Source organism: Mesorhizobium sp. YR577, assembly GCF_900116595.1.
GTDB lineage: Bacteria > Pseudomonadota > Alphaproteobacteria > Rhizobiales > Rhizobiaceae > Mesorhizobium_M.
In genome coordinates this window covers 107,746-131,054 of sequence record NZ_FPBI01000012.1, presented here as the reverse complement: position 1 = coordinate 131,054, position 23,309 = coordinate 107,746, and the positions used below count along the sequence as shown (strand labels likewise).

Sequence of the window (23,309 nt, the reverse complement as noted above, 5' to 3'; positions counted from 1 at the left end):
GGATTAGATCAACGGTCTAGCCGCGCGCCGCGCACCCACTATCGATGATCTATCAAGCAATCCATCCGCGTTTGTAAATGAGCACTCGGCATATTCCGATGTTCAGGCTTGGGGCACTGCGCAATGGGCGATTTAGACCTGCGCTTCTATCTATCGATCTTCCTTCGAAGATTGCCATACTTCCTGGTGATCGCCACATTTGTGACGACCGCGGCGGTAGCGCTTGCGCTCTATTTGCCGCCGATATTCCAGGCCAGCGCCAAGATTCTGGTGGAGTCGCCCCAGATCCCCGCGGACCTTGCCCGTTCGACCGTGCCCATCAACGCGGTGGAACAGCTGCAGATCATCGAACAGCAGATAATGACGCGCGAAAACGTTCTCGCACTCGCTGAGAAGCTGAAAATCTACGGCGACAAGGCGTCTGAAATTCCGCAGGCCGATATCATCGAGGACATGCGCGGCCGCACGAAATTCGAGCTGCTGCAGAAGGACGGCCCAAGCGGCAGCCTGGGCGCCAAGGTGTTCAGCGTGTCCTTCATTGCCGGCGATGCCGATCTGGCGGCAAAGGTCGTCAACGAGTTTACCAAGTTGATTCTCCAGATGAACGTTCGCCTGCGCACGGACAGGGCCGGCGAAACCATGCAGTTCTTCAACCAGGAAGTTGCTCGCCTCGGTGGGGAGCTGTCCCGGCTCGAGGCCGAAATCCTCAAGTTCAAGAACGCCAACAAGGACGCTCTTCCGGACGGTCTGGATTTCCGCCGCAACCAGCAGAACAACCAGCAGGAACGGCTTCAATCGCTCGAGCGCGAGGAAGCGGCCCTGCGCAGCCGGCGCAACAATCTGGTCGAGCTGTTCGAAAGCACCGGCCGCATCGTCAGCGCCGGCCCGGTCACCCTGGAACAGCAGATGCTGCAGGACCTGCAGCGCACCCTTTCCGAGCAGCTCGCTTTGTTTTCCGAGAACAGCCCGAACATCGTCGCGCTGCGCGCCCGCATCAAGACCCTGGAAAACGGCATGCAGGCAAAACAGGCCAGCGACGCCGACACGACAAAGGGCAAGCGCGGCACCTCCGAGCTTGATCTCCAGCTGTCCGATATAGACGACCGGCTGAAATACATCACGCAGGAAAAGGCCTCCATAACGGAAAATCTCGCCGAGTTGACCAAATCGATCACGGCAACCCCGCGCAACGAAACGATCCTGAATTCGCTCGAGCGCAACCGCGAGAACATCCAGGCGCAATACAACATCGCGACCGCAAGATCGGCCGAAGCCTCGACCGGCGAGCAGATCGAAGTAAGCGCCAAGGGCGAGCGGTTTACCGTTGTCGAGCCAGCCGTTGCCCCGCAGAAACCGACAAGCCCCAATCGGCGGCGCATTGCCGGCGCTGGCTTCGCCGGCGGTATCGGGCTTGGCCTCGGCTTGATCGTGCTGCTCGAGCTGCTCAACAAAAGCATACGCCGTCCAACCGAACTCGTGCGGACGCTCCAGATCCAGCCGCTCGCCACGATCTCCTACATTCCGGTCAAACGCGAAAAGAAGACGGCAAAGCTGGCACAGGCCGCAGGGTTCGCCGCGTTCGTCGCGACGACGGCCACCAGCGCGATCCCTATCGACCGGCAGGACCGTCCAGCCGGGCTTTCGACCGAACGGACTGTCTCCGGATTTGACGGCGGCAGGGTGATCTAGCGTGACAGGCAAACAAGGGACTGCAGAGCCATCTGCAAGAGGTGCGGGAACACAGACGATGGAGCATATTCACGCAGCCTTGCAGAAGGCCAAGCAACAGCGGGGTTCCGACCCGGCGAATGATCAGACAGCCACGACCGTCGCAAGGATGGGAAGCGACATGCTGTGGGCGAGCTTGCCCTCGCTCAAGCCGGACCCCAAGCATCTCGCCAAGACCCGGCTCGTCACGATCAACCGGTCGGACCTGGCGCACACGCAGTTCGACATGCTGCGGACGAAGGTGCTGCAGTATCTGCGCCAGAACAACTGGACCTCCGTCGCGATCACCTCGCCCACGCCGGCCTGCGGCAAGACGGTAGTCGGGCTGAACCTCGCCTTCAGCATGGCCCACCACAAGGAATGCCGAACGGTTCTGATCGATCTCGATCTGCGCCGGCCGCAGGTCAGCAAGGTTCTTGGGATCAAGGAACCGCCTTCGATCGAAAGCTTCCTGCGTGGCCGCAGCGAGGTCGAGGACGTCTTCATCCGATATGGCGACAACATCGCCATCGGCGCCAATGGCCGGCCGGTCCGCTTTGCCGCGGAACTGCTGCAAAGCCCGGAGGCGGCGCAGGCGCTGAAAAGCCTCAAGCAGAAACTCAAGCCCGACGTCCTGATCTTCGATCTTCCGCCGATGCTCGCCAATGACGACGTCATGGCTTTCCTGCCCAATGTCGATTGCGTGATCCTGGTTGCGGCCGCGGAGGCAAGCACCTTCAGCGAAGTGGACATCTGCGAGCGGGATCTTTCGGAGAAATCCAAGGTGCTCGGCGTGGTGCTGAACAAGTGTCGCTACGCACCCGAGAAATACGGTTACTGACGCAGGCAGTGTTCGCAGGATCGCGATGTCGAGTACCTTTCTGATCTATTCCGAACACTTCGGCCTGACCGGACGGCCATTCAGCCTGCGGCCTGACACCGACTTCCTGTTCTGGTCGGCAAATCACACCCGCGCTTACGCAATGCTTGAATATGGGCTGGCGACCTTCGCGCCCATCACCGTCATTACCGGGGAGGTGGGTGCCGGCAAGACCACGCTCATCTGGCATCTGCTGCGTTCCGCACCTTCCGACCTCAAGTTGGGATTGATCTCGAATGCCCATGGCGAACGGGGCAAATTGCTCCACTGGATATTGTCGTCGCTCGGGCAGCCCATCACCGGGCGGATGTCCTATGTTCAGATGTTCTCGCAGTTCGAGGCTTTCCTGAAGGAGCAGCACGCTGCCGGGCGCCACACCATTCTCATCTTCGACGAGGCGCAGAACCTTTCGGAGAAGATGCTGGAGGAGCTGAGAGGCTTCTCCAACATGAACGGCGAAAGAGACGAGTTGCTGCAGATCGTGCTGGTCGGGCAACCGGAGCTGAGACAGATCATCAGCCGCGCGAAAATGGTGCAGTTCGCACAGCGCGTCGCCGCCGATTTTCATCTCTTTGGCATGTCTGCCGAGGCCGTGCAGGACTACATCGCCCATCGCCTCAAGGTCGCAGGCGCCGACCACGAGATCTTCACGCCGGCGGCCTGCGAAATCGTCTTCCAGGCAAGCCGCGGCTTGCCGCGCGTGATCAACCAGATCTGCGACTACGCGCTGGTCTACGCTTTCGCCGAAGACATTTCCGTCGTCGACGAGGAAGTCGTCCGGCAGGTCGTCGCCGACCGCAAGATGCAGTTTCTCGACATGGCCGCGACAACCGCGGTCGAGACACCAGGCAAGCAGGGTTTCGCAGACTAGTCCAACAGCCCGGCCCATTCGCATGAGGGCCGGCAGAAGAAGGATTTCGATATGCGCAAGGTCTTGATCGTCTACGGTACGCGTCCCGAAGCCATAAAGATGGCCCCGCTGATCGATGCGTTGAGCCGCTCCCGTCACTGCAAGCCGGTTGTCGCGGTGACTGGCCAGCACCGGGCGATGCTCGACCAGGTCAACGACCTGTTCGGTATCCGGCCGAGCCATGACCTGAACATCATCACCGAGCGGCAGCGGCTGGAGGACATAACCAGCCGCGTGCTCGACGGCGTCTCGAAGGTGATCGAGGCCGAAGAACCGGATGCCGTTCTCGTCCAGGGCGACACCACGACCTGCTTTGCCGCGGCACTCGCCGCCTTCTATCGCAAGGTTCCGGTCGTCCATCTCGAGGCAGGCTTGAGAACCGGCGATCCCTACAATCCGTTTCCGGAAGAAGCCAATCGCCGTCTCACGACGCAGTTGGCAGCGGTTCATCTGGCACCGACCAGCACATCGCGGGAAAACCTGCTGCACGACGGGATTCACAAGAGCAACATCGTCGTCACCGGCAACACCGTCATCGACGCCCTGCTGGATGTTGTCTCCAGGGATCTGCCGGCCGAAAATCCCGACCTTGGCAAGATCAACGGCCGTCGCAGCGTTCTGATCACTGCGCACAGGCGCGAATCCTGGGGCGAGCCAATGGCCCGCACGGCCCGCGCCATCGCCCGCCTGGCCAGGACCTTTCCCGACATTGCCTTCCTGCTCCCGGCCCATCTCAACCCGGCAGTCCGCGAAGTGCTGCTTCCCCCTTTGGCCGGGCTCGAAAATGTTCTGGTCACGGCGCCGCTCGGCTACAGCGACTTCGTGCGCGCCATGTATCACTGCAGCGTCGTGCTCACTGACAGCGGGGGCGTTCAGGAAGAAGCTCCGTCACTCGGCAAGCCGGTGCTGGTCATGCGGGATTCGACGGAGCGCCCGGAAGCCGTATCCGCCGGCACGGTGCGGCTGGTCGGCACCGATGAAGACCTTATCGTCGACGAGGTCTCGACCTTGCTGACGAACAAGGCCGCGTACCAGACCATGGCACATGCCGTGAACCCTTATGGCGACGGGCACGCCGCCGAACGTTCCGTCCGCGCGATCGAGCATTTCTTCGGCATCGGCGATCTTCCGGTAGAATTCGATCCGACGATTCGGATCGAGGAAAGCGTATCTCCACGCCGCGCCGCGCAGGTCGTCAGCGGTTTCGCCGCCTGACCTCCAGTCAAGCGTGAACAGCCGGCCCGTTCCGATGATGTCGGGATGGGCCGGCTAATTTTTTCAACTTCAAAGGAATCGATTTGGCCGGATTATCCGTGCGATCAGACCACGAAAAACACAGCCCTCCGTTGGTAACGACGGAGGGCTGGATCGATTATTCAGCGGGAAACGAAGCCTGGCTTCAGCGCCAGGCACCGCGCGTGTCGTAGACGACCTTGCCGCCCAACCGCGTGTTGCGGATCGCCTTGAAGGGTTCGTGCTCAACCAGGAGCACGACGATGTCGGCGCGCTCGACGGCCTGGTAAGCGCCTTCCATACGCAGGTTCGAATAACCCGAAAGCATCGACGGCAGGGAGTCCACATAGGGATCTGCAAGCAATATGTCGACATTGGGAAGTGCTTCGGCAATCAGCCCGACGACTTCGATGGCCGGGCTCTCCCGGACGTCGTCGACATTGGCTTTGAACGTCAGGCCAAGGCAGGCGATGGTCGGTTCGCGGAAGCGCTTGGCCTTCTCGGCAACCTGCTCGGCGACATGATGCGGCCGCCGGTCGTTGACCTCGCGCGCGGTGCGGATCAGCGGCGACAGCTTTGGCGCTGCCGCAACGATGAACCACGGGTCCACTGGAATGCAGTGTCCGCCGACGCCGGGACCGGGGCTCAGTATGTTGACGCGCGGATGCCTGTTGGCCAGGCGGATGACTTCCCAGACGTCGATATGCAGCGATTCCGTGATAAGAGAAATCTCGTTTGCGAATGCGATGTTCACATCGCGATAGGCGTTTTCGACGAGCTTGGCCATCTCGGCGCTGGCGGCATCCGTGAGCAGGATTTCGCCCTGCGCAAACACCCGATAGATCGATGCGGCGCGCTCGGCGCAGCGCTTCGTCAGTCCACCGACGACGCGGTCGTTGGTGATCATCTCGATCATGATGCGCCCCGGCAGAACCCGCTCCGGGCAATGGGCGACGAAAATATCGGCACCGGTCTCGCCGTCATGCGGCATTTTCAAATCGGGACGCAACGCGCCGATCCATTCGGCGATCTTCTCGGTCGTTCCGGGCGGCGAGGTCGATTCCAGCACGACGATGTTGCCCGACCTCAGCTTAGGTGCGATCTGCTCGGCGGCGGCCTGGACATAGGAAAGATTGGCGGTGCGATCACCGTTGAATGGTGTCGGCACGGCAATGATGAAGGCGTCCGCCTCGGGCATCTCGCTGGTGGCCGAGAGCCGGCCCATGGCGACCGCGCCACTGACGGCTACCGCCAGATCCGGCTCCACGAAGGGAACCTCGCCACGCGATACCGCGGCAACCGTTGCGGGATTGATGTCGACGCCGATCACGTCAATGCCGCGCGTCGCCAGAACGACGGCGGTGGGCAGGCCAATATACCCCATCCCGACTATGGCCAATCGACCGGAAAAAACTTCATTCATCAAAGGAGCCCCACGCCCGCCTGGTTACTGATTTTGACGGCTGGCAGCCAATGTGCCGCCGCCGGTGATCGACCTTGTCGGCCGGAAAGCGCGAGCGGGATGAACCAGTTCGCGGGCAGTAAGCAGCAGGAAAGCGGTATTCGTCTTCAGATACCGCCACCACAGGCGGCGCGGCTCCTGCAGCAGCCGGTAGGCCCATTCCATCCCTGCGCGCTGCCAGATCGCCGGCGCGCGCCGGGTGATGCCTGCGAGGATGTCGAACGAGCCGCCGACGCCGTGAAGTATCGGAACATTCAGCGTTGCCCCGTAGGAGCCGAGGAATATCTCCTTCTTCGGGGAAGCCATGCCAAGGAACAGCATGTCGGCTCCGGAGGCCCGTATCTCGGCTGCTATGGCGGCGGACTCGTTGGCCTTGAAATAACCGTCATGCCGGCCAGCCACCTTCAGACCCGGAAACCGCTCCTGCAAACGCGTCTCGAGCATCCGCAAGACATCGGGCTGGGCGCCGAGAAGATAGATGGAGCGGCCTTCGCGGTGTGCGAGAGCCAGCAGCTGTTCGAAGATGTCGATGCCGGCGATCCGCTCGGGCAGGGGACGCCCGAGCAACCTGCTCGCCCAGACGATGGACTGTCCATCTGCAAGCAGCATATTGCACTCCAAAAGCGAGTCTCGCAAAAGCGCGTCGCTGCGCAGATTGACTACCTTGGCCGCGTTGAGCACGCCGAGCAGCAGCTTGCTCCTCGTCACCAGAGCCGTGTGGCAGCGCTGGATCACCTCATCCATCCGCAGCGGCTCGAGATAGAGCCCGAATAACAATTGCTGCTCGGTCGGCATGTTGAATGCTCCCTGGTCTGTCACCTACCGCCACGGACTGCGCTGTTGCGCAACCGCTCGACGACACCGCCTGAGAGCCACGCATAGAGCATCCAGCCGAGTTCATACGGACGGCACTCGTAGTCGACGCGGCTTGGCGGAAACATGATGTCGAGCCCTGGCAGGTGGAAGCCGCGCTTGAGCCCCGTGGTGAGTGCCGAAATTGCCCTGACAGCCTTTTTCGGTTCGCGGCGCGCGACCTTTCTCCAGATCACGCCGTCCTCTTCGGACACCATCGGAACGTCGACCTCGGGGTGTTCGTCCAGCCAGCGCAATCCCTTGGCCACCGACTTCATATGATCGGTGCCGCCGGCCTCGCGCAGGTCGAGCAGGGCCATTGGTCCCATCGCATGCTGATGCACGCTATAGACGGGGTAACCTTCGACGACGCTGCCGTCGCGCGTGTCATAGTGCCACCACCATTGACCGGCTGGACCCTGGAGGTGAGCGATGCGTCCGCCCGATGCTTCGGCTGCAGCTAGCGCCGTCGGATCGTTCTTCGCCACGGACAGGCGGGCAAGCCCCTGCGTCGAGTAAACCTGATCGGCAAAGCATCCGATGTGAGCACGCAGCCGGCCATTGGAAACGGCGGGCAGCATATGCGGGAAAAGTCCGGTCGCACCTTGCCCGCCCATCAGGCGGTTGGCCGCAAGCGTGGTCAAATGCTCGGTGTCGCCAAGGTGACGCGCCGCAAGGGCGGCAATCAGCGTCCAGGAACAATCCACCGTGGCAATCGTCTCTTCGGACTCGAGCAGGGCAGTCAAGCGCTTCAACAGCGGCGTGGCATAGACATCGGCCACCTCTGCCGCGGCCCAGGCGCAGAGTGCGACCGCGCCGGGATCCTTGGATTTCTCCGCGCGCCGTGCGCAATTCAGCGCCAGATCCGCGGCGGTCGCGCCTTCGAGGATGTGACGCTGCACGGCCTCATCCACGAAGGCCAGTCCCGACGCGACATTTGCCGCATAACGCAGGCTGTCGCCCTCGGGACGGACACTCCGGCCTGATGCTGTCTTGACCTCGCGAACGGTGTGAACGAATGCGCCATGCGCAAACATCTGCGGCAGGCCCTTCTTGGCCAGCTCGATGAGTTGCTCTGTCCGCGCCCGGGTTGCGCGGGATTCGGCGTCGAGCGCCTGAAGACGGTCGATGGGGAAAACTTCGACGGGTCCGGTAAGATTTGGCTGCGGGTTCATGCGGCTTGCCGACGGCCTCTCGATCTTGCGTGCGTCGACCTTTCGGCCACTGCACGAGGGTTTCTCCATGTGCCCGAGGGCACTGGCGGTTACAGTTGAAAGGCACGGCGATGAGCTGACGCTTCACAGTCCCGCCACGCCGAGACACAGACCGATGCTAGAAAATCTGAAGAAATATTCTATCGCCCTGAAAGACTTACGGAGCCGTTTTCCGGACCTGTACTGGAGCGTTCGACCTACTCCGATAGGACTATGGTTAGTATCATCGGAGTCAGCTCCATGGCTGAAAGAGCTTGTTGGTGTACCTCTAAGTTCACCACCTCATGTAGACTTTCATTGTGCTGATATTCCTGCAAAATATCCGGCAGAATTTCCCTGTATTTCGGCGTCTCGAAGCCAAGAGTCTGGGTGAATGCAAATGGACGGACCGACTGAACCTGCATCGATCCTTGCGCCTGCCGCCGTGGATGACACCGCTGGCGTTGCCGTGGTGGTCGTCACCTACAACAGCGCCAAGGTTCTGCCCGGTCTGCTCGACTCGATCCCTGATGGACTGGCCGGGATCAGCCGTCATGAGATCATCATCGTCGACAATGATTCTCACGACACGTCGGTCGATATCGCGCTAGCCCATCCGACCCATCCGAGAGTGATCAGGATGGGCCGCAACGCCGGCTACGCTGCCGGCATCAACGCCGCGACGGCGATAGTCGGATCCGAAGTGGACGTCCTGATCCTCAATCCCGATGTCCGGCTTCTGCCAGGGTCCGTGCGCCTGCTCAGCAAAAGACTGTCAGACCCCACGGCGGGCATAGTCGTGCCGCAGATCCTCCACGAGGATGGTACGACGGCTTTGTCGCTTCGGCGCGAACCGTCGATGAAGACGGCATGGTCGGACGCCCTGCTGGGAACGACGTTTGCCGCACGCATAGGCGCGGGCGAGATCGTCGATGATCCGGCGATCTACGATCGCGGCGGTGTCGTCGAATGGGCGACGGGTGCCGCCCTGCTTGTTGGAGCCCGAGCGCGTCGGGTCGTCGGTGAATGGGACGAGTCATTCTTCCTCTACAGCGAAGAAGTCGATTATCTGGAGAGGGTCCGCCGAAGCGGCCTGTCAGTGGTGTATCACCCACTGGCGCAGGTCGTTCATATCGGCGGCGAATATCACGACAATCCGTTCCTCTCGGCGCTGATGACGAAAAACCGGATTCGCTATTATCGCCGCCATCACGGGCGTCTTTCCACGGCCTTGTTCCGGCTGAGCATAGTCGTCGGCGAGACCATGCGCTTCACATTCGGACCGGGGCATCGCGCAGCGCTGCGTGCCGCACTCACCTTATAGAGATAGCGCCGGTAGTTTGATGATCAGGCGTCCTTGCGACGGGCGTTGATGAGCTGCGCATAGATGCTGTCCACACGATCGAGCTTGGCGCTCCACAAAGCGCTTTTCCTGACATGTGCATGGGCTGCCTCGCCCATCCTGCGCCGCAGCGCCGGATTGGTCGCCAGCCTGCGGATCGCTGCAGCTATATCGCTCGCCAGCGCTTCCGGCGTCGTGACTGACAGCTTTATGGCGCAGGCGTCCGTTGTCGCACTTCCCGGTCCACCGCGATCGACGACGATGAGCGGCAGCGAAAACCCCATCGCCTCCAATGCCACGTTGCCGCCTGGTTCGCGATAGCTCGGAAAAACGAAGACGTCCGCCTGCTTGTAGAATTCCGCGACCTCGGCCTTGGAGCGCCAGCCATGAAGTGCAACGCGATCGCCGAGATCAAGCCGGGCGATGAGCGCTTCGCATTCCGCTCGTTCCGGCCCTTCGCCGACGATGTCCAGCCGGACCGAAACATCGCGCAGCATGCCCATGGCGCGTATGATGTCGCGAGCGCCTTTCGTCCGCACGAGGCGTCCAACGTAAAGCAGCCGGATTGTCCCGGATCGCCCGCTGCGATCGATGGGTGCCGGGATCTCGTCCAAACCCGTTTCGCTCATCACCTCGAAGCGGCGCAGCGGGATTGCGGCCAGCTGTTCCTTCACATAGGCGGCTATTCCGAACACGCAGTCTGCGGTCCTGAAGGTCTTGCGCAAAAGCGGATCCCACTGTTGCCGGTACCGATCGAGCCCGCGCAGCGCCATAAACCAGGGCGCGGAACCTTCGTCGCCGGCAAAGCCATCCGGCGATGACAAGCCGCCGCCCACGGGCCCTATGACGAACGGAATGCCAAGACCGGCCGCAGGCGAGGGATAGCGCATGGCCACCGGCACGGGCTGGTGCACGAGATCGAAATGCTGCCCCTCGGCGATTGCCTGGCGTATCCATTTTCTGGCGCGGAAATAGAACGGGACGTAGCCAGGCTTCAGCATGCTGTTCAGCCGCTCGGCGCGGCCAAGCAGCGGCGGCTCGGTCCACTCCACGACCTTCATGCCCGGAAGCTGCTGCGTCGCAGGCCGGGCTCCCCGCTTGTGATAGGTCAGCAAGGTCACGTCATGCCGCTCGCCAAGGCGTCGCGCCCACTGATAGGCGACCCACGCCTCGCCGACATCCTCGCCATTGCAGGTCGGTGCTACGAGCAGAAGCCTTGCCATGGTTACCTGCTGGCCATGCGACGGCGCCATCCTGCCTTCAGGCGGCGACCCCATTCGGAATTCTCGACAAGCCGGCGAACCAGATTGTTGGCAAAGGACAGCGACGACACCGCAAGCATCACCAGCGTCGGCCATGGCCGCGACGCGGCAAGCATGACCTCGCTTTCGGAGCGAACCGCCCGACCGAAGGAGGATTTGTACTCGGCCTCGCCATGACCGAAATCGAGCTCCGAAATGGCTGGATCGGCGCACAGATCCTCGAGCATTCGCATCATCGTGAAGCGCCCGATCGAGAGTTTGCTCATATCGGGGTCGAAACCGGGCGTGCCGATCTGGAAAGTGCCGCCATAGCCAAAGCCGCTCCAGAAGGCGACAGGGCGCTCATCGATATCGAGCATCCAGGTTCGGTACCAGCCGCGCTCGAGCCCAAGCTTGATAAGCGCACACTGCATCGGCGTGCCGGAAAATCCGACGCCGAGACCACGCTGATAGGTTTTCGCGGCAACTGCTTCCATGTCTCGATACAGATCGGGCGCATCTTCTGGACGATCCAGATGCCGAAGCTCCAACCGGCCTGCGAATTCCATTCGGAGTTGATTGTCGTGCCGGCGCAAATTGCCTCGCGTCTTGGCCGAACGCGTCTCAAGGAACCGCGTCATCGAATCCGGTATCACAGCCATCCAGCGGCGGGAAACCGGCTGCGCATGTGCCCGCTGCGCCCAGCCCGTTGCTGCAAGGGCAGTCGTGTAGAGCGTGCTGTCCACGTCGACATTGCGCATCAGAATGAGGTCCGCGACACCCTTGTCGAGGTCCTTCATCAGGTGTCGCAGTACGATTTCTTCCTCGTATTTGTTCCTTGCACCCAGTATGCCGCCAAAGGTCACCACGATGGCACGCAAGGTGGCGGACCCGAGCCGCCGGTATCCGAACCGGAAAGGTACGGGCAGGTTTTCAAGCCGGGCAACCGCGAGCAGGTCGGCCCCTCCGTCCTGGCGGATATGAACCACATGCGGCCGGATGACCTGATCGGCATGGCGCACCACGGTCATGTAGTAGTCGATGTCGGAATCGATGTCGTCGACGTGAAGCGAATTCCAGACGTCGCGAAGCGCTTCGACCTCTTCCAGCGTGGTCGCAGTCGTCACCTTCTCTTCGACGACCGCGCTGTGGTCGGCGACGAACCTGCGGGATTCCATAATGGCAGTCATGAACCGCACCCCCGAGGATTGGCTGAACGAACTCTTCATCGATTGCGGAGTCTCCGCTACGAAGCTACCTGAGGCATACACGAGCAGCCAGAAAGTAGGCTGGCATCTATAGATTTAGACCGGTCGGCAATTAGACGTATGGCCGTTTCCGGCCTTCCGCGACCGGCGGCTTGCCACGTCCCGCCATATGCCCATTTCGACGATCATTGCCGGCCGTCTCGCCGCGCGATCTATCGCGTGGGGTCGCCGCTGCGGCGTTTGTCTCCACGTCGAGTACCCATACGCCGCTGCCGATCAGGAAGATGAAGATGACGTAGGTCGCGTTCCAGAAGTAGACAGTCCACCCGACCAGGAAGAAACCGGTCATCGCGATCACGAATGCGGTCTTGTAGGCCTGCGTTCTCTCGTCGAGCCCGGATTTGAACGCCACGGGCAGATAGACCGCAAAGAAGCCCAGCGCCATGAACAGTTCCGCCGGCAGCCCATGGCGGACCCCGTCGATGATCCAGAACATGTCGATGCTGGGGCTCATCCATGACGGCCGCTCCCAATAGCCAAAGCCAACGCCGAAAAGCGGGTGGTTCATGATCGATGCGGATCCGTATCGGTATATTTCGGCGCGGACATAGGCCGAAGACTCGTCGAACGAAAAATACGACATGAACACGACGGGCACGGAACGGTTGGACAGAAGCTCTATCGACATCGCCGCCAGGAAGCCGAAGGCGCACAGGATCTTCCAGCGCGCCTCTATGCTTCTGAACGCCCAGTTCCAGCCGAGCAGCATGCCCTGGCTGGCCAGCGCCGTCATCGGGCCGGCGGATAGCGAAAAGAAAGTCGCAGCTATGACAATGCCCGTGCCGCGCCAGCGGCCCGCAAAGCTCTTCCCGTAGCCAAGCACCATATGGGTGAAAGCCAGCGCGCTGGCACAGACCACGCCGTACAGTATCGGATGCTCGAAGACGCTCTGGACGCGCCGCATGCCCCAGCGGGGATCGACGAAATTGTCGGGAAATGTCGGATAGACCGCAGAGAAAGCCGACAGCAGGATATTGCGCCCGGTTATCGCCTCGAAGACCGCGAAGGGCAGGAGCAGGGTCACAAGCCGCAGCAGCATGCGCACCATGTTGTAGAAATCATCGGCGTCGCGGATGAAGCATCGGGCCAGCATGTAAGCACCGACCGTCTCAATGAAGATCATGCCGGACGGCTGAAACGCATAGTCGAAGCCGTGGATCATCCCGATCGCGAGAAAGCACCAGAAGCAATACAGGATGAACGAAATGTCGGCGATCCTTATGCGCCCCGCTCTGCCGCTTATCCAGCCGATCAGGCAAGGCAGGAGAAAGGCCAGGAGAATGAAGCGATAGAGCGACATCCGGATCGGGCCGATGGTGATGATCCAGGGAATGAGCAATCCCGCCATGAACAGGAAGACCGGCCATGGCAGGCCGCGGTGCGTAGACTTTTCACGCACGGACTGTTCGGCCCGGGACGAACGCCTGCCCGTTCCTGACTGCCGGCCCTGCCTGGCCTCGCCGGCGTGATCAGGCACCGCACCGAAAGTTCCATCCACCATTTTGGTTGCCCGGTTCACCCGCGTTCCAAATGTCGGCCGCTCGCAGATAATCTTTGAGGCAGACCCGAATTTACGCTCCTGCAACTTGGGTAGCAGTAAATATCCGGGTCATGTGAGTAGTTACTTTGATGTATAAAAGGTGGAATTGCTTTGCACCTTGCATCGTGGAACTCTTTCCCACGGGTCGGGGATACTCCAAGCTTAGGCCATCACGAAGCTCCGGCAGCATGACCAGAAAGCGGTGAGCTGAAGAATGACCTTGGTGTCTGCGGAAAATCTGGCGCGATCCCTGTTTCGAAGGATGAGCGAGGCGAAGGATCGCCGGCGAAGGCGCCGGTTGGAGATTCAGGTCAGCAACGAGAAGACCGCGACGCCTACGGTCTACTTCCTGACACCGGACCATCCCGAGCCTTCGGGCGGCATACGCGTCATATACCGGCATGTCGACATTCTGAATGCGGCCGGGATCAGCGCCTTTGTCCTCCACCATCGTCCCGGCTTCCGCTGCGAGTGGTTCGAGCACGAGACCAGGGTGACGGATATCGCCAGCGCGACCCTGCGTGCCGGTGACCTGCTCGTGGTTCCCGAAGTCGACATCGACCTTCTGCTTCAACTGCCGCGGGGCACGCGTCATGTCATCTTCAACCAGAACAGCCATCTGACCTGGAAGCGGCCGGTCCATCAGCTTGCGCGTCTCTACGCGGCCAATCCCGGCCTCGCCGGCATCATCACCGTCTCGCGGCACAATCAAGAGATGCTCGGCTGGGCGTTCCGCGAAGCGCTCATACGGCGCGTCCATCTCGGCATCGATCCGGCACTGTTCCATCCGGGGAGCGAACCATCCGGACAGCGCATAGCCTATATGCCGAGGCGCGGGCGCGAAGATGCGCGACAGGTCCTGGAGATGCTGGAGGCGCGGGGAATCCTCGACGGCTGGGAGGTCGTGCCGCTGGACAGGCTGACACATTCCCAGGTCGCGGACCGCCTGCGAACCACACGCGTCTTCCTTGCCTTTACCCATCAGGAAGGGTTCGGCCTGCCTCCGGCGGAAGCGATGGCCTGCGGGAACTACGTGATCGGCAATCATGGTTTTGCGGGGCGGGAATTCTTTCGCCCCGAGTTCAGCGCGCCGATCGAGTCCGGCGACATCCTTGGTTTCGCGAGCGCTGTCGAGAGAGCCATTCTCGCGGAGCGCCACCAACCCGGCTGGTGCCGCGATCGCGGGCTTGAAGCATCCCGCTTCGTCCTGTCCGAATATTCGCCGGCGCGCGAACGCGAAGACGTGACGAACATCTATTCCGAGCTTCTGCTCAAGGATGCGGCGGTGGAACGCGTTTAACGCTGCGCCCCAAAAGCCGGCCGATCAGCGGACTGGCAGCTCGATCAATAAAGCCCCGTCTGCCACCACCGACGCCAGGCATATTTGTCGGCGATCTCGCGCAGTTGCGCGTGACCGCGTGCCACCACGGTCGAGATCGCACCATCGACGCCATTGCGCCTGCGCTCAAGGCTTTGCCACTGTCTGGTGTTCGCCGCTGCCGGATAGAGATCGAGTGCGAATTCGCGGTAGAGGTCGACCTGCTCACTTTCGGCGCGACCGGAATCGATGATCTGGCAGGCATAGCGAAGCGCAGTCAGCGCAAGCGTCCGCCGCGCAGTCTCCTGCATCGCAGCCGCATCCGGCAAGGCACCAGCCTCGTTTTCGAAAGCCGACAGAATGGCATCGCGGCGCGACCGCAGATCATAGAGGAAGCCGGCATGTACCGTCCGATGCATGTTTGCGTTGTGAACGCGGTAATAGGCCTGATCGGCGCCATTGATGCGGCCGATATCCGAGATGGCGGCTGCGCGCAGCCACATTTCCATGTCGGCCGAATGAGGAAGCGATGCCTTGTATCCACCCAGCCGATGCTGGATGCTCGTGCGTATCACCACCTCCGGACAGCAGATAAAGTTCTTCCCGGCCCGGCACATGCGTTCGATCCAATCGCCGCCGCTCCAGATCGTCCAACCGGTATCCTCGGTCCTCGCGGGCGGAAGCGCCGAGCCGTAGACAGGTATGGGATAGCCGTAAGTCAGTCCGACCGAAGGATGATAGTTCATCAGGGCCGTCGCCCGCGACAGGCAGCCCGGGGTCAGCAGATCGTCGGCCGACAAAAGAACGAGATAGTCACTCTCGGCAAGTGCCAGACCCTCATTGTAGGTTGCGATATGGCCCTTGTTGACCGCGTGGTGGATATAGTCCACGCGGCGATCTTCGGACGCCAGCTGCTTGCACATATCCAGCGTATCGTCGGATGAACAATCGTCGATGATCAGAACCTTCACATCGACATTTTCCTGCGACAACGCGCTGTTTACGCATGCCCGCAGGTAGCGGCCGTAATTGTAGCACGGCACGATGATCTGGACGGTGGTCATGAGGCCAGTGCGTCCTGTCGCTTCATGCTGCTCATGCGCGTGACGTCCATGACCAGTTCGCCGAGACGCCGCGTCTGCTTGGCGGCGTCGTGACAAGCCACGGCGCGCTCCCGGCCAATGGCGCCGAGCTGCGCGCGCAGCACCGGGTCTGCTGCAAGCCGCTGCATCGCTGCGATCATGCCGTCGATGTCGCCCTCCGAAACCAGATAACCGTTCTGCCCGGTGGCGATCTGGTCGGTGATACCGCCGATCGTCGTTGCCACCACGGGCAGGGCGCAGGACATCGCCTCGACGATCGATACCGGCGAACCTTCCTTGATGCGCGAATGCTGGATGAAGATGTCGTGCAAAGGCAGTTTCTTCGCCAGGCTCAGCTCGTCTATGAAGCCATGGAAAGTCACCTTGTCGACAAGCCCCAGCCTCTTGACGAGCTCTCCAAGATTCTCACGCTCGACCCCGTCACCGAAAATGCCGAGCCGGACCTTCGGATTCTGCTTTGCGACCTCGGAAAAGGCTCTTATCGAAACATCGCAGCCTTTTTCCTCGGACAGCCGCGAAACCATCACGAACCGCACCAGATCGTCGCTGCGCTCGGGCACCGGCCGGAACACATCCGTCGGCGCACCGCAGGGGATATAGTGGATCTTGTCTTCCGGCGCGCCGTGTTCGCGCAGCCATTGCCGCTCCGCATCCGTCACCACGACAATCGCGGCAAAATCATGCAGGCAGCGATAGAGGCTCCAGCGATACCACCTGTTCCTGATGAAGGAAAAATCGCCGTGGAAATAAGCGACCAGCGGAATGCCGGCCTCGCGCGCAGTCGGCAGCAGGCGCATGGCGATGTCTCCGAAATTGCAAAGGATGACATCCGGCCGGTCCTTGTCGAACAGCTCCTTCAGGCGCGTGCGCTCCTCGCCGATCGCCGCATAGAAGCTGCCATTGAAGATCGCCCGGGACCGATAGAGCCAGCGTCCGTCATTGTGGTAGGGCGCAAGCTTGCCCGGCAGCACGTGCTCGCGAACGTCGGTCGTCGGTTGGGTACCGGCGTTCTGCCGTTCCCAGCAAAGCAGTTCCTTGCGGAAGCCCTGAAGCCCGACCACCTGCCGCCACATCCAGGGCTGGCCACTGGCGCCAAACACCCGCGTGGCGATCATCAGCTTCGGCCTTGCGTCCGATTCCTGTATCTGTTCGAAAACCCGTTCCCCGACTTGCACCCTGTCTACCTCCGCGCTTGATCAGCGGCCACGCGTTCCACATGGACTCACTGGCGAGTTTGACAAAACTATAGATGTTTTCGCCGGCTCCGAACTTTAGGCTTACGAGTAGGTCCGGTTTCTATCCCTGATTTCTCCGGAGGATAGCTCGGTCACTCCATAAGCCCTAAGGATTAGGCCGGGTACTATTACCAGCACCTTCCAGTGCTCGAATGGCTTACTATCGCTTAGCTTATGCGCACCGCCCCGAGCTCGGTGCCACGCGAGCCCGCAAATGCCGTCTGCCGGGCAAGCAGCGGGTATTGAGACCCTGCCACTCGGTCTATGCCGCCTAAGCCTTTCGGACGGGAATGTACTGCGTTTTCTTTCCTTTACTCCGATCCTGAAAAGAAATCTGGTTATCGGACGGATTTACTTTCAGCGCTTCTTCAAAACTCTGGCAAGTGAACGGCGGGGATCGGCATGGCGGGCATGGATTGCTCCTCTGTTTCCACATCCAGCCGGCGCATCGCGGAGTGTGCGGGGCAGCGGCTCAGGAAACAGGGAAACTGACGGAATGATTTCTTCCGATGTCACTCTGGACGAAGGTGTGGTCATCCATCACCCGGATCTGGTCAATCTATATGGCTGCCATGTCGGCGCAGGCTCGCGCATCGGCACATTCGTCGAAATCCAGCGCAATGCCACGATCGGCCAGAACTGCAAGATTTCGAGCCACACTTTCATCTGTGAAGGGGTGACGCTGGAAGACGGCGTCTTCGTCGGCCACGGCGTCATGTTCACCAACGATCTTCATCCACGCGCCGTGACCACGGACGGCGGGCTCCAGACCGACGAAGACTGGACCGTCATCCCCACGCTGGTCAGGCAACATGCCTCGATCGGAAGCAATGCCACCATACTGGCGGGTGTGATCATCGGCAGGGGCGCGCTCATCGGCGCCGGCTCCGTCGTTACCAAGGACGTTCCGGACCACGCGATCGTCGCCGGCGTTCCGGCGCGGATCGTCGGCAGAGCCAAGGACGCTCCGGTCCGCCGCATCGTTTCGGGAGAGTGACATGATCGGCGTTGCAGTAGTTGGTTACGGTTACTGGGGTCCCAACCTCGTTCGCAATTTTGCCGAGACGCCGGGTGCGCGGCTGATCAGCGTTTGCGATCTCAAGAAAGAGCGGCTGGTCAGCGTCCAGGCGCGGTATCCGGCCGTCGAGATCACGGACGACTTCGATGAGGTCCTGCGCGATCCGCGCGTCGATGCAATCGCGATTGCCACTCCGGTTTCCGCGCATTTCCGACTGGCGATGAGCGCCCTGATGGCCGGCAAGCATGTGTTTGTCGAAAAGCCGATGGCAGCGACCGCTGACGAAGCACGCCGGCTGGTGGACGAGGCTTCGCGGCGCAAGCTCGTGCTGGCCGTGGACCACACCTTCGTTCACACCGGCGCGGTACGGAAAATGCGCGAGCTCGTCGAAAGCGGGCTTGGCGACATCTATTATTACGACTCGGTCCGCGTGAATCTCGGCCTGTTCCAGCACGATGTCAGCGTTGTCTGGGATCTCGCCGTGCACGACCTCTCGATCATGGATTATGTCCTGCCGGCAAAGCCGGTGGCGGTCTCCGCGACGGGCATGAGCCACGTCGTTGGCGAGCCGGAAAACATCGCCTATCTCAACCTGTTCTTCGACAACAGCATGATCGCGCATATCCACGTGAATTGGCTGGCCCCGGTGAAGGTGCGGCGCACGCTGATCGGCGGCAGCAGCAAGATGATCGTCTATGACGATCTCGAGCCCAGCGAGAAGATCAAGGTCTACGACAAGGGCATCACGCTCAACGGCAACCCGCAGAAGAACGGCGAAAAGGTTTACCAGATGCTGGTCGGCTACCGCACCGGCGACATGTGGGCGCCGCAGCTGGACTCGACCGAAGCCCTTGGCGTCGAGCTTCGCGAATTCGTTAACTGCATCGAACAGGGCAAGGTCCCGACGGCCGACGGCCATGCCGGCCTGCGCGTCGTGCGCATCCTTGAAGCCGCCACCCAGTCGCTTGCCCAACGCGGGCGTGTCATCGAACTCGAGCGCGCGAGGCGCATAGCATGATCCCGTTTCTCGATCTCAAGGCCCAGTATGCGAGCATCAAGGGCGAGGTGGATGCCGCCGTCCTGGGCGTGCTGGCTTCCGCCCAATATGTTCTCGGCGACGAAGTTGCAGCTTTTGAGCGTGAGTTCGCGGCCTATTGCGACGCAAAACATGCAATCGCCGTCAACACCGGAACGAGCGCGCTTCATCTGGCGCTGCTTGCGGCCGGCGTCGGTCCCGGAGATGAAGTCATAACCGTGCCTTTCACCTTCGTCGCCTCCGTTTCGGCTGTCTGCTACACGGGCGCGCTGCCGGTGTTCGTGGACATCGAACCGACCACCTTCACGATGGACCCGGTCAAGCTCGAAGCAGCGATCACCGCGCGCACCAAAGCCATTGTTCCCGTCCATCTCTACGGCCAGATGGCCGACATGGCGCCGATCATGGAAATCGCTGACCGCTATGGAATTCCGGTCATCGAGGATGCCTGCCAGGCCCATGGTGCCGAATACAGGAAGAGGCGCGCCGGAAGCATCGGTACTTCGGGCTGTTTCAGCTTCTATCCCGGCAAGAATCTGGGTGCCTGCGGTGAGGGCGGCATCGTTGTCACCAATGACGACGAGCACGCCAAGACGATCCGCATGCTGCGCGACTGGGGCCAGGAGCAGCGCTATCATCACACGCTGAAGGGTTTTAATTATCGGATGGACGGCATCCAGGGCGCGATCCTGCGGGTCAAGCTTCGGCACCTTGAAGATTGGACCGAGGCGCGGCGCGACCACGGACGGCATTATTCGGCACTGCTCGCTGGATCGAGGCAGGTGACTGCGCCCACCGAGCTCGCGGATCGCCGCCACGTCTATCACATCTATGCCGTGCGGACGCGCGATCGCGACGGGTTGCAGCGCGCCCTGCAGGCCGAAGGCGTGCAGACGGGACTGCACTATCCCATCCCCGTCCATCTGCAGAAAGCACATGCGGACCTCGGCTACAAGGCAGGCGCATTCCCGGAATCGGAGGCAGCCGCGCGTGAGGTTCTCTCGCTGCCGATCTATCCCGAGATGACATCGAGGCAGGTGGAACAGGTGGTCGCTGCTGTGGAGCAGGAAGCCTATGTCGCTTGATCCCGCTCACGCTGCCCGTATCGTCAAGGCGGTTCATGGCCGGCAGGAAATCCTTGCCGACCCCGCCTACGAACTCGAACTGGCAGACACCCTGAAGACATCCTATGGCGCTTCGGGGCTGGTCGAACTCTACGGCCGTTTTTCATTCGGTGACGGCTTCGTCGACGCGCTGATGCGCCGCTCCATCTTGCGCGCGCTCTCGCGTAGCTGCGGCGCCCGCCTTCAGGTCGGCAGCGGCGCGGTGTTCAAGCACCCCGAAACATTCGAGTTCGGCAATGGCGTCTTTGTCGGCGCTCAGGCCAATATCCAGGGCCGCTATGACGGCACCTGCGTGATCGGCAACAATGTCTGGATCGGCCCGCAAGCGTTTCTCGATGCGCGCAATCTGGTGATGGAAGAATATGTCGGCTTCGGTCCCGGCGCCAAGGTGCTTGGTTCTGCCCATACCGGCATGCCGGCGGACGTGCCGATCGTTCGCACAGACCTCGAAATCAAGCCGGTGCGCATAGAGGCATGGGCCGACATCGGCACCAACGCCACCATCCTTCCCGGCGTCACCATCGGCAAAGGCGCGATCGTCGGAGCCGGTGCCGTCGTGGTGTCCGACGTCGAACCTTTCTCGGTCGTAGCGGGCGTGCCTGCAAAATTCCTGCATTGGCGGACGGATTCGGATCTGACGCGAACGGCGTCACAAAACAACGGGGTGATCCATGAAAGATAAGCGCGTTCTCATCACCGGCGGGGCAGGGCTCATCGGATCCCACATCGCCGATCTCGTAGCCAAGGAACAGCCGCGCGAGATCATCATTCTCGACAATTTCGTCCGTGGCCGGCGGGAGAACCTTCAGGTTGCGATGGATGCCTTTCCGCTCACCATCGTCGAAGGCGATATCCGCGACCGGCCTTTGCTGGCAAAGCTCTTCGACGGCGTCGATATCGTCTTTCACCAGGCGGCAATCCGCATCACCCAATGCGCCGAGGAGCCGCGACTGGCCTTCGACGTTCTCGCCGGCGGCACGTTCGACGTGCTTGAAGCGGCGGTCAATGCCAAGGTGTCCAAAGTCGTCGCGGCGTCGTCCGCCTCCGTACTCGGGCTGGCTGAAAGCTTTCCCACGACAGAGGCGCATCACCCTTACAACAACCGCACGATCTACGGTGCGGCGAAGGCCTTCAATGAAGGGCTGCTGCGCAGCTTCGCCGATATGTACGGCCTGAACTATGTCGCGCTGCGCTACTTCAACGTCTACGGCCCGCGCATGGACGTCTATGGCGTCTACACCGAAGTGCTGATCCGCTGGATGGAGCGCCTGGCCACCGGCCAGCCGCCGCTGATCTTCGGTGACGGCTCGCAGACGATGGATTTCGTCCATGTCGCCGACATCGCGCGCGCCAATATCCTGGCAGCGAAATCCGATGTGACCGACGAAGTGTTCAACGTCGCCAGCGGTGAGGAAACCAGCCTGCTCGAACTGGCACAGAAACTGACCCGCATCATGGGCTCATCGATCGAGCCGCAGCATGCGCCGGCACGTAAGGTCAATGCCGTGCCGCGCCGTCTCGCCGACATCACCAAGGCGCGGGATATGATTGGTTTTGAGGCCCAGATCCCGCTCGACGACGGTCTTCGCGGTCTTGTCGCCTGGTGGCAGGCCGAAAGTGCAGCGACCCGGGAGGCTGCGGAATGATACCGGTTGCCAAGCCCATCCTCGACGAACGCGAAGTCGAAGCGGTTCGTCGTGTAATTCTGTCCGGCTGGGTAACGCAGGGACCCGAGGTGGCGGCCTTCGAGCAGGAATTTGCCGAGCTTGTCGGCGCGCCTCATGCCTGCGCGGTATCGAACTGCACCACGGCACTTCACCTGGCGTTGCGGGCCGTGGATATCGGTCCCGGCGACGAGGTGCTCACCGTCAGCCATTCCTTCATCGCCACCGCCAACGCCATCCGCTACTGCGGCGGCGTTCCGGTGTTCATCGACATAGAGGCGGACGGCTTCAACATCGACCCGGACCTGATCGAAGGCGCGATCACACGCAATACGAAGGCAATTCTCTGCGTGCACCAGCTCGGCATGCCTTGCGATCTGCGCCAGATCGTTGAGATCGGCAAACGCTATTCCATCCCGGTCATCGAAGATGCCGCCTGCGCGACGGGCAGCGAAATTCTGTGGAACGGCCAGTGGGAAAAGATCGGCAAGCCGCATGGCGACATCGCCTGCTTCTCCTTCCATCCCCGCAAGGTGGTGACCACCGGCGACGGCGGCATGCTGACGACCGCCAATCCGGAATATGACCGGAAGTTCAAGCTATGGCGCCAGCACGGCATGAGCGTGCCCGATACGGTCCGCCATGGTTCCAGCCAGGTCATCTACGAAAGTTATCCCGAGATCGGCTACAATTACCGCATGACGGACATGCAGGCGGCCGTCGGACGCGAACAGCTGAAGCGGCTCCCCGAGATCGTGGCCCGGCGCAGGCAGCTTGCCGCTGCATACACCAAGCTTCTCAAGGATATACCCGGCGTCGAAACGCCGTTGGAGCCGAGCTGGGCGCGCAGCAATTGGCAGAGCTACTGCATCAGGCTACCGCACTGGGTCGGTCAGCGTTCGGCCATGCAGGCCCTGCTCGACAGGGGCGTTTCGACAAGGCGCGGCGTGATGAACATTCATCTCGAGGATGCCTATGCCGGTCCCGAAACGCACCGCCTTGGCACGAGCCTCCAGAACAGCGTCGCTGCACAAAACGGAACCATCATTCTACCGCTCTATGCACAGATGATGGATGCTGAGCTCCTGGCCGTGGTCGACACGATTCGCGAGTGCCTCGACACCAGCAATATCCGGGCAGCGGAATAACCTATCCAAGGTACTGAGATCGATCCAAGCAAAAG

At 61.4% G+C, this 23,309-nt stretch carries 20 protein-coding genes; 12 read left to right on the top strand and 8 right to left on the bottom strand.

Going from position 1 to position 23,309, the window contains the following annotated elements; genetic code table 11:
• The first annotated feature begins 123 nt into the window (after positions 1-123).
• The 4 genes from BM413_RS18720 to wecB are packed head-to-tail and all read left to right on the top strand — an operon-like array spanning position 124 to position 4,712.
• The gene (locus tag BM413_RS18720) at positions 124-1,689 is read left to right on the top strand and encodes a GumC family protein (RefSeq protein WP_091915791.1); all 1,566 of its coding nucleotides are present in this window, start codon (positions 124-126) and stop codon (positions 1,687-1,689) included.
• A 58-nt stretch (positions 1,690-1,747) separates the two neighbouring features.
• Entirely contained in the window at positions 1,748-2,548 is an 801-nt protein-coding gene (locus BM413_RS18715) for a CpsD/CapB family tyrosine-protein kinase (RefSeq protein WP_091915789.1), read from the top strand.
• A gap of 25 nt (positions 2,549-2,573) precedes the next feature.
• Positions 2,574-3,458 carry an ExeA family protein gene (locus BM413_RS18710; RefSeq protein WP_197716833.1) on the top strand — a complete coding sequence of 295 codons (885 nt, stop codon included), beginning with the start codon at positions 2,574-2,576 and terminating at the stop codon, positions 3,456-3,458.
• 51 nt (positions 3,459-3,509) lie between these two features.
• Positions 3,510-4,712, top strand: a complete 1,203-nt coding sequence (gene wecB / locus BM413_RS18705; protein WP_091915785.1) for a non-hydrolyzing UDP-N-acetylglucosamine 2-epimerase — start codon at positions 3,510-3,512, stop codon at positions 4,710-4,712.
• Between the two features lie 184 nt (positions 4,713-4,896).
• On the opposite strand, the gene wecC is transcribed toward wecB, so the two are convergent.
• From wecC to BM413_RS18690, 3 genes are read right to left on the bottom strand one after another with little or no spacing between them, the layout of a single operon-like run.
• Positions 4,897-6,153, bottom strand: coding sequence for a UDP-N-acetyl-D-mannosamine dehydrogenase (gene wecC / locus BM413_RS18700; protein ID WP_091915783.1), 1,257 nt, complete (start codon positions 6,151-6,153; stop codon positions 4,897-4,899).
• Positions 6,154-6,177: 24 nt separating this feature from the next.
• Complete coding sequence (locus tag BM413_RS18695; protein WP_091915781.1) at positions 6,178-6,987, bottom strand: WecB/TagA/CpsF family glycosyltransferase; 810 nt, start codon at positions 6,985-6,987, stop codon at positions 6,178-6,180.
• Between the two features lie 20 nt (positions 6,988-7,007).
• Entirely contained in the window at positions 7,008-8,219 is a 1,212-nt protein-coding gene (locus BM413_RS18690; RefSeq protein WP_244537916.1) for a hypothetical protein, read from the bottom strand.
• Positions 8,220-8,637: 418 nt separating this feature from the next.
• Between BM413_RS18690 and BM413_RS18685 the strand changes: the two genes are divergently transcribed.
• On the top strand, positions 8,638-9,561 hold the full coding sequence (locus BM413_RS18685; protein WP_091915779.1) for a glycosyltransferase: 924 nt from the start codon (positions 8,638-8,640) through the stop codon (positions 9,559-9,561).
• 23 nt (positions 9,562-9,584) lie between these two features.
• On the opposite strand, the gene BM413_RS18680 is transcribed toward BM413_RS18685, so the two are convergent.
• The 3 genes from BM413_RS18680 to BM413_RS18670 all read right to left on the bottom strand — a co-directional run bounded on the left by BM413_RS18680 (position 9,585) and on the right by BM413_RS18670 (position 13,589).
• Positions 9,585-10,802, bottom strand: coding sequence for a glycosyltransferase family 4 protein (locus BM413_RS18680; protein ID WP_091915962.1), 1,218 nt, complete (start codon positions 10,800-10,802; stop codon positions 9,585-9,587).
• Between the two features lie 2 nt (positions 10,803-10,804).
• Entirely contained in the window at positions 10,805-12,010 is a 1,206-nt protein-coding gene (locus BM413_RS18675; protein WP_175544355.1) for a GNAT family N-acetyltransferase, read from the bottom strand.
• A gap of 130 nt (positions 12,011-12,140) precedes the next feature.
• Positions 12,141-13,589 (bottom strand): O-antigen ligase family protein, encoded by a 1,449-nt coding sequence (locus BM413_RS18670; protein WP_091915775.1) that lies wholly within the window; start codon positions 13,587-13,589, stop codon positions 12,141-12,143.
• A 253-nt stretch (positions 13,590-13,842) separates the two neighbouring features.
• On the opposite strand from BM413_RS18670, the gene BM413_RS18665 reads away from it, so the two are divergent.
• Positions 13,843-14,928 (top strand): glycosyltransferase family protein, encoded by a 1,086-nt coding sequence (locus BM413_RS18665; RefSeq protein ID WP_244537915.1) that lies wholly within the window; start codon positions 13,843-13,845, stop codon positions 14,926-14,928.
• 44 nt (positions 14,929-14,972) lie between these two features.
• Here BM413_RS18665 and BM413_RS18660 read toward each other — a convergent pair whose 3' ends face one another.
• Together BM413_RS18660 and BM413_RS18655 are read right to left on the bottom strand one after the other, a co-directional pair.
• Positions 14,973-16,010, bottom strand: a complete 1,038-nt coding sequence (locus BM413_RS18660; protein ID WP_091915773.1) for a glycosyltransferase family 2 protein — start codon at positions 16,008-16,010, stop codon at positions 14,973-14,975.
• On the bottom strand, positions 16,007-17,224 hold the full coding sequence (locus BM413_RS18655) for a glycosyltransferase family 4 protein (RefSeq protein WP_091915771.1): 1,218 nt from the start codon (positions 17,222-17,224) through the stop codon (positions 16,007-16,009). The genes BM413_RS18660 and BM413_RS18655 overlap by 4 nt, the downstream gene beginning before the upstream one ends.
• 556 nt (positions 17,225-17,780) lie before the next feature.
• Here BM413_RS18655 and BM413_RS18650 point away from each other — a divergent pair.
• Genes BM413_RS18650 through BM413_RS18625 form a run of 6 tightly spaced genes read left to right on the top strand, consistent with a single transcriptional unit; the run spans position 17,781 to position 23,274 of the window.
• The gene (locus BM413_RS18650) at positions 17,781-18,281 is read left to right on the top strand and encodes an acyltransferase (protein WP_091915769.1); all 501 of its coding nucleotides are present in this window, start codon (positions 17,781-17,783) and stop codon (positions 18,279-18,281) included.
• 1 nt (position 18,282) lies between these two features.
• A complete protein-coding gene (locus BM413_RS18645; RefSeq protein WP_091915767.1) occupies positions 18,283-19,320 on the top strand; it encodes a Gfo/Idh/MocA family protein in 1,038 nt (345 codons plus the stop codon).
• On the top strand, positions 19,317-20,423 hold the full coding sequence (locus tag BM413_RS18640; protein ID WP_091915765.1) for a DegT/DnrJ/EryC1/StrS family aminotransferase: 1,107 nt from the start codon (positions 19,317-19,319) through the stop codon (positions 20,421-20,423). The genes BM413_RS18645 and BM413_RS18640 overlap by 4 nt, the downstream gene beginning before the upstream one ends.
• Positions 20,413-21,144, top strand: coding sequence for an acyltransferase (locus BM413_RS18635; protein ID WP_091915764.1), 732 nt, complete (start codon positions 20,413-20,415; stop codon positions 21,142-21,144). The genes BM413_RS18640 and BM413_RS18635 overlap by 11 nt, the downstream gene beginning before the upstream one ends.
• Positions 21,134-22,108: an NAD-dependent epimerase/dehydratase family protein gene (locus BM413_RS18630; RefSeq protein ID WP_091915762.1), complete on the top strand. Its 975-nt coding sequence runs from the start codon at positions 21,134-21,136 to the stop codon at positions 22,106-22,108. Before BM413_RS18635 ends, BM413_RS18630 begins: the two co-directional genes overlap by 11 nt.
• The gene (locus tag BM413_RS18625; RefSeq protein WP_091915760.1) at positions 22,105-23,274 is read left to right on the top strand and encodes a DegT/DnrJ/EryC1/StrS family aminotransferase; all 1,170 of its coding nucleotides are present in this window, start codon (positions 22,105-22,107) and stop codon (positions 23,272-23,274) included. The genes BM413_RS18630 and BM413_RS18625 overlap by 4 nt, the downstream gene beginning before the upstream one ends.
• Positions 23,275-23,309: the final 35 nt, after the last annotated feature.

What these genes read in the sequence shown, in the direction of transcription:
- BM413_RS18720 (WP_091915791.1), top strand. Translation starts at nt 124, where the DNA reads ATGGGCGATTTAGACCTGCGCTTCTATCTATCGATCTTCCTTCGAAGA.
- BM413_RS18715 (WP_091915789.1), top strand. Translation starts at nt 1,748, where the DNA reads ATGGAGCATATTCACGCAGCCTTGCAGAAGGCCAAGCAACAGCGGGGT.
- BM413_RS18710 (WP_197716833.1), top strand. Translation starts at nt 2,574, where the DNA reads ATGTCGAGTACCTTTCTGATCTATTCCGAACACTTCGGCCTGACCGGA.
- wecB (WP_091915785.1), top strand. Translation starts at nt 3,510, where the DNA reads ATGCGCAAGGTCTTGATCGTCTACGGTACGCGTCCCGAAGCCATAAAG.
- wecC (WP_091915783.1), bottom strand. Translation starts at nt 6,153, where the DNA reads ATGAATGAAGTTTTTTCCGGTCGATTGGCCATAGTCGGGATGGGGTAT.
- BM413_RS18695 (WP_091915781.1), bottom strand. Translation starts at nt 6,987, where the DNA reads ATGCCGACCGAGCAGCAATTGTTATTCGGGCTCTATCTCGAGCCGCTG.
- BM413_RS18690 (WP_244537916.1), bottom strand. Translation starts at nt 8,219, where the DNA reads ATGAACCCGCAGCCAAATCTTACCGGACCCGTCGAAGTTTTCCCCATC.
- BM413_RS18685 (WP_091915779.1), top strand. Translation starts at nt 8,638, where the DNA reads ATGGACGGACCGACTGAACCTGCATCGATCCTTGCGCCTGCCGCCGTG.
- BM413_RS18680 (WP_091915962.1), bottom strand. Translation starts at nt 10,802, where the DNA reads ATGGCAAGGCTTCTGCTCGTAGCACCGACCTGCAATGGCGAGGATGTC.
- BM413_RS18675 (WP_175544355.1), bottom strand. Translation starts at nt 12,010, where the DNA reads ATGACTGCCATTATGGAATCCCGCAGGTTCGTCGCCGACCACAGCGCG.
- BM413_RS18670 (WP_091915775.1), bottom strand. Translation starts at nt 13,589, where the DNA reads ATGGTGGATGGAACTTTCGGTGCGGTGCCTGATCACGCCGGCGAGGCC.
- BM413_RS18665 (WP_244537915.1), top strand. Translation starts at nt 13,843, where the DNA reads ATGACCTTGGTGTCTGCGGAAAATCTGGCGCGATCCCTGTTTCGAAGG.
- BM413_RS18660 (WP_091915773.1), bottom strand. Translation starts at nt 16,010, where the DNA reads ATGACCACCGTCCAGATCATCGTGCCGTGCTACAATTACGGCCGCTAC.
- BM413_RS18650 (WP_091915769.1), top strand. Translation starts at nt 17,781, where the DNA reads ATGATTTCTTCCGATGTCACTCTGGACGAAGGTGTGGTCATCCATCAC.
- BM413_RS18645 (WP_091915767.1), top strand. Translation starts at nt 18,283, where the DNA reads ATGATCGGCGTTGCAGTAGTTGGTTACGGTTACTGGGGTCCCAACCTC.
- BM413_RS18640 (WP_091915765.1), top strand. Translation starts at nt 19,317, where the DNA reads ATGATCCCGTTTCTCGATCTCAAGGCCCAGTATGCGAGCATCAAGGGC.
- BM413_RS18635 (WP_091915764.1), top strand. Translation starts at nt 20,413, where the DNA reads ATGTCGCTTGATCCCGCTCACGCTGCCCGTATCGTCAAGGCGGTTCAT.
- BM413_RS18630 (WP_091915762.1), top strand. Translation starts at nt 21,134, where the DNA reads ATGAAAGATAAGCGCGTTCTCATCACCGGCGGGGCAGGGCTCATCGGA.
- BM413_RS18625 (WP_091915760.1), top strand. Translation starts at nt 22,105, where the DNA reads ATGATACCGGTTGCCAAGCCCATCCTCGACGAACGCGAAGTCGAAGCG.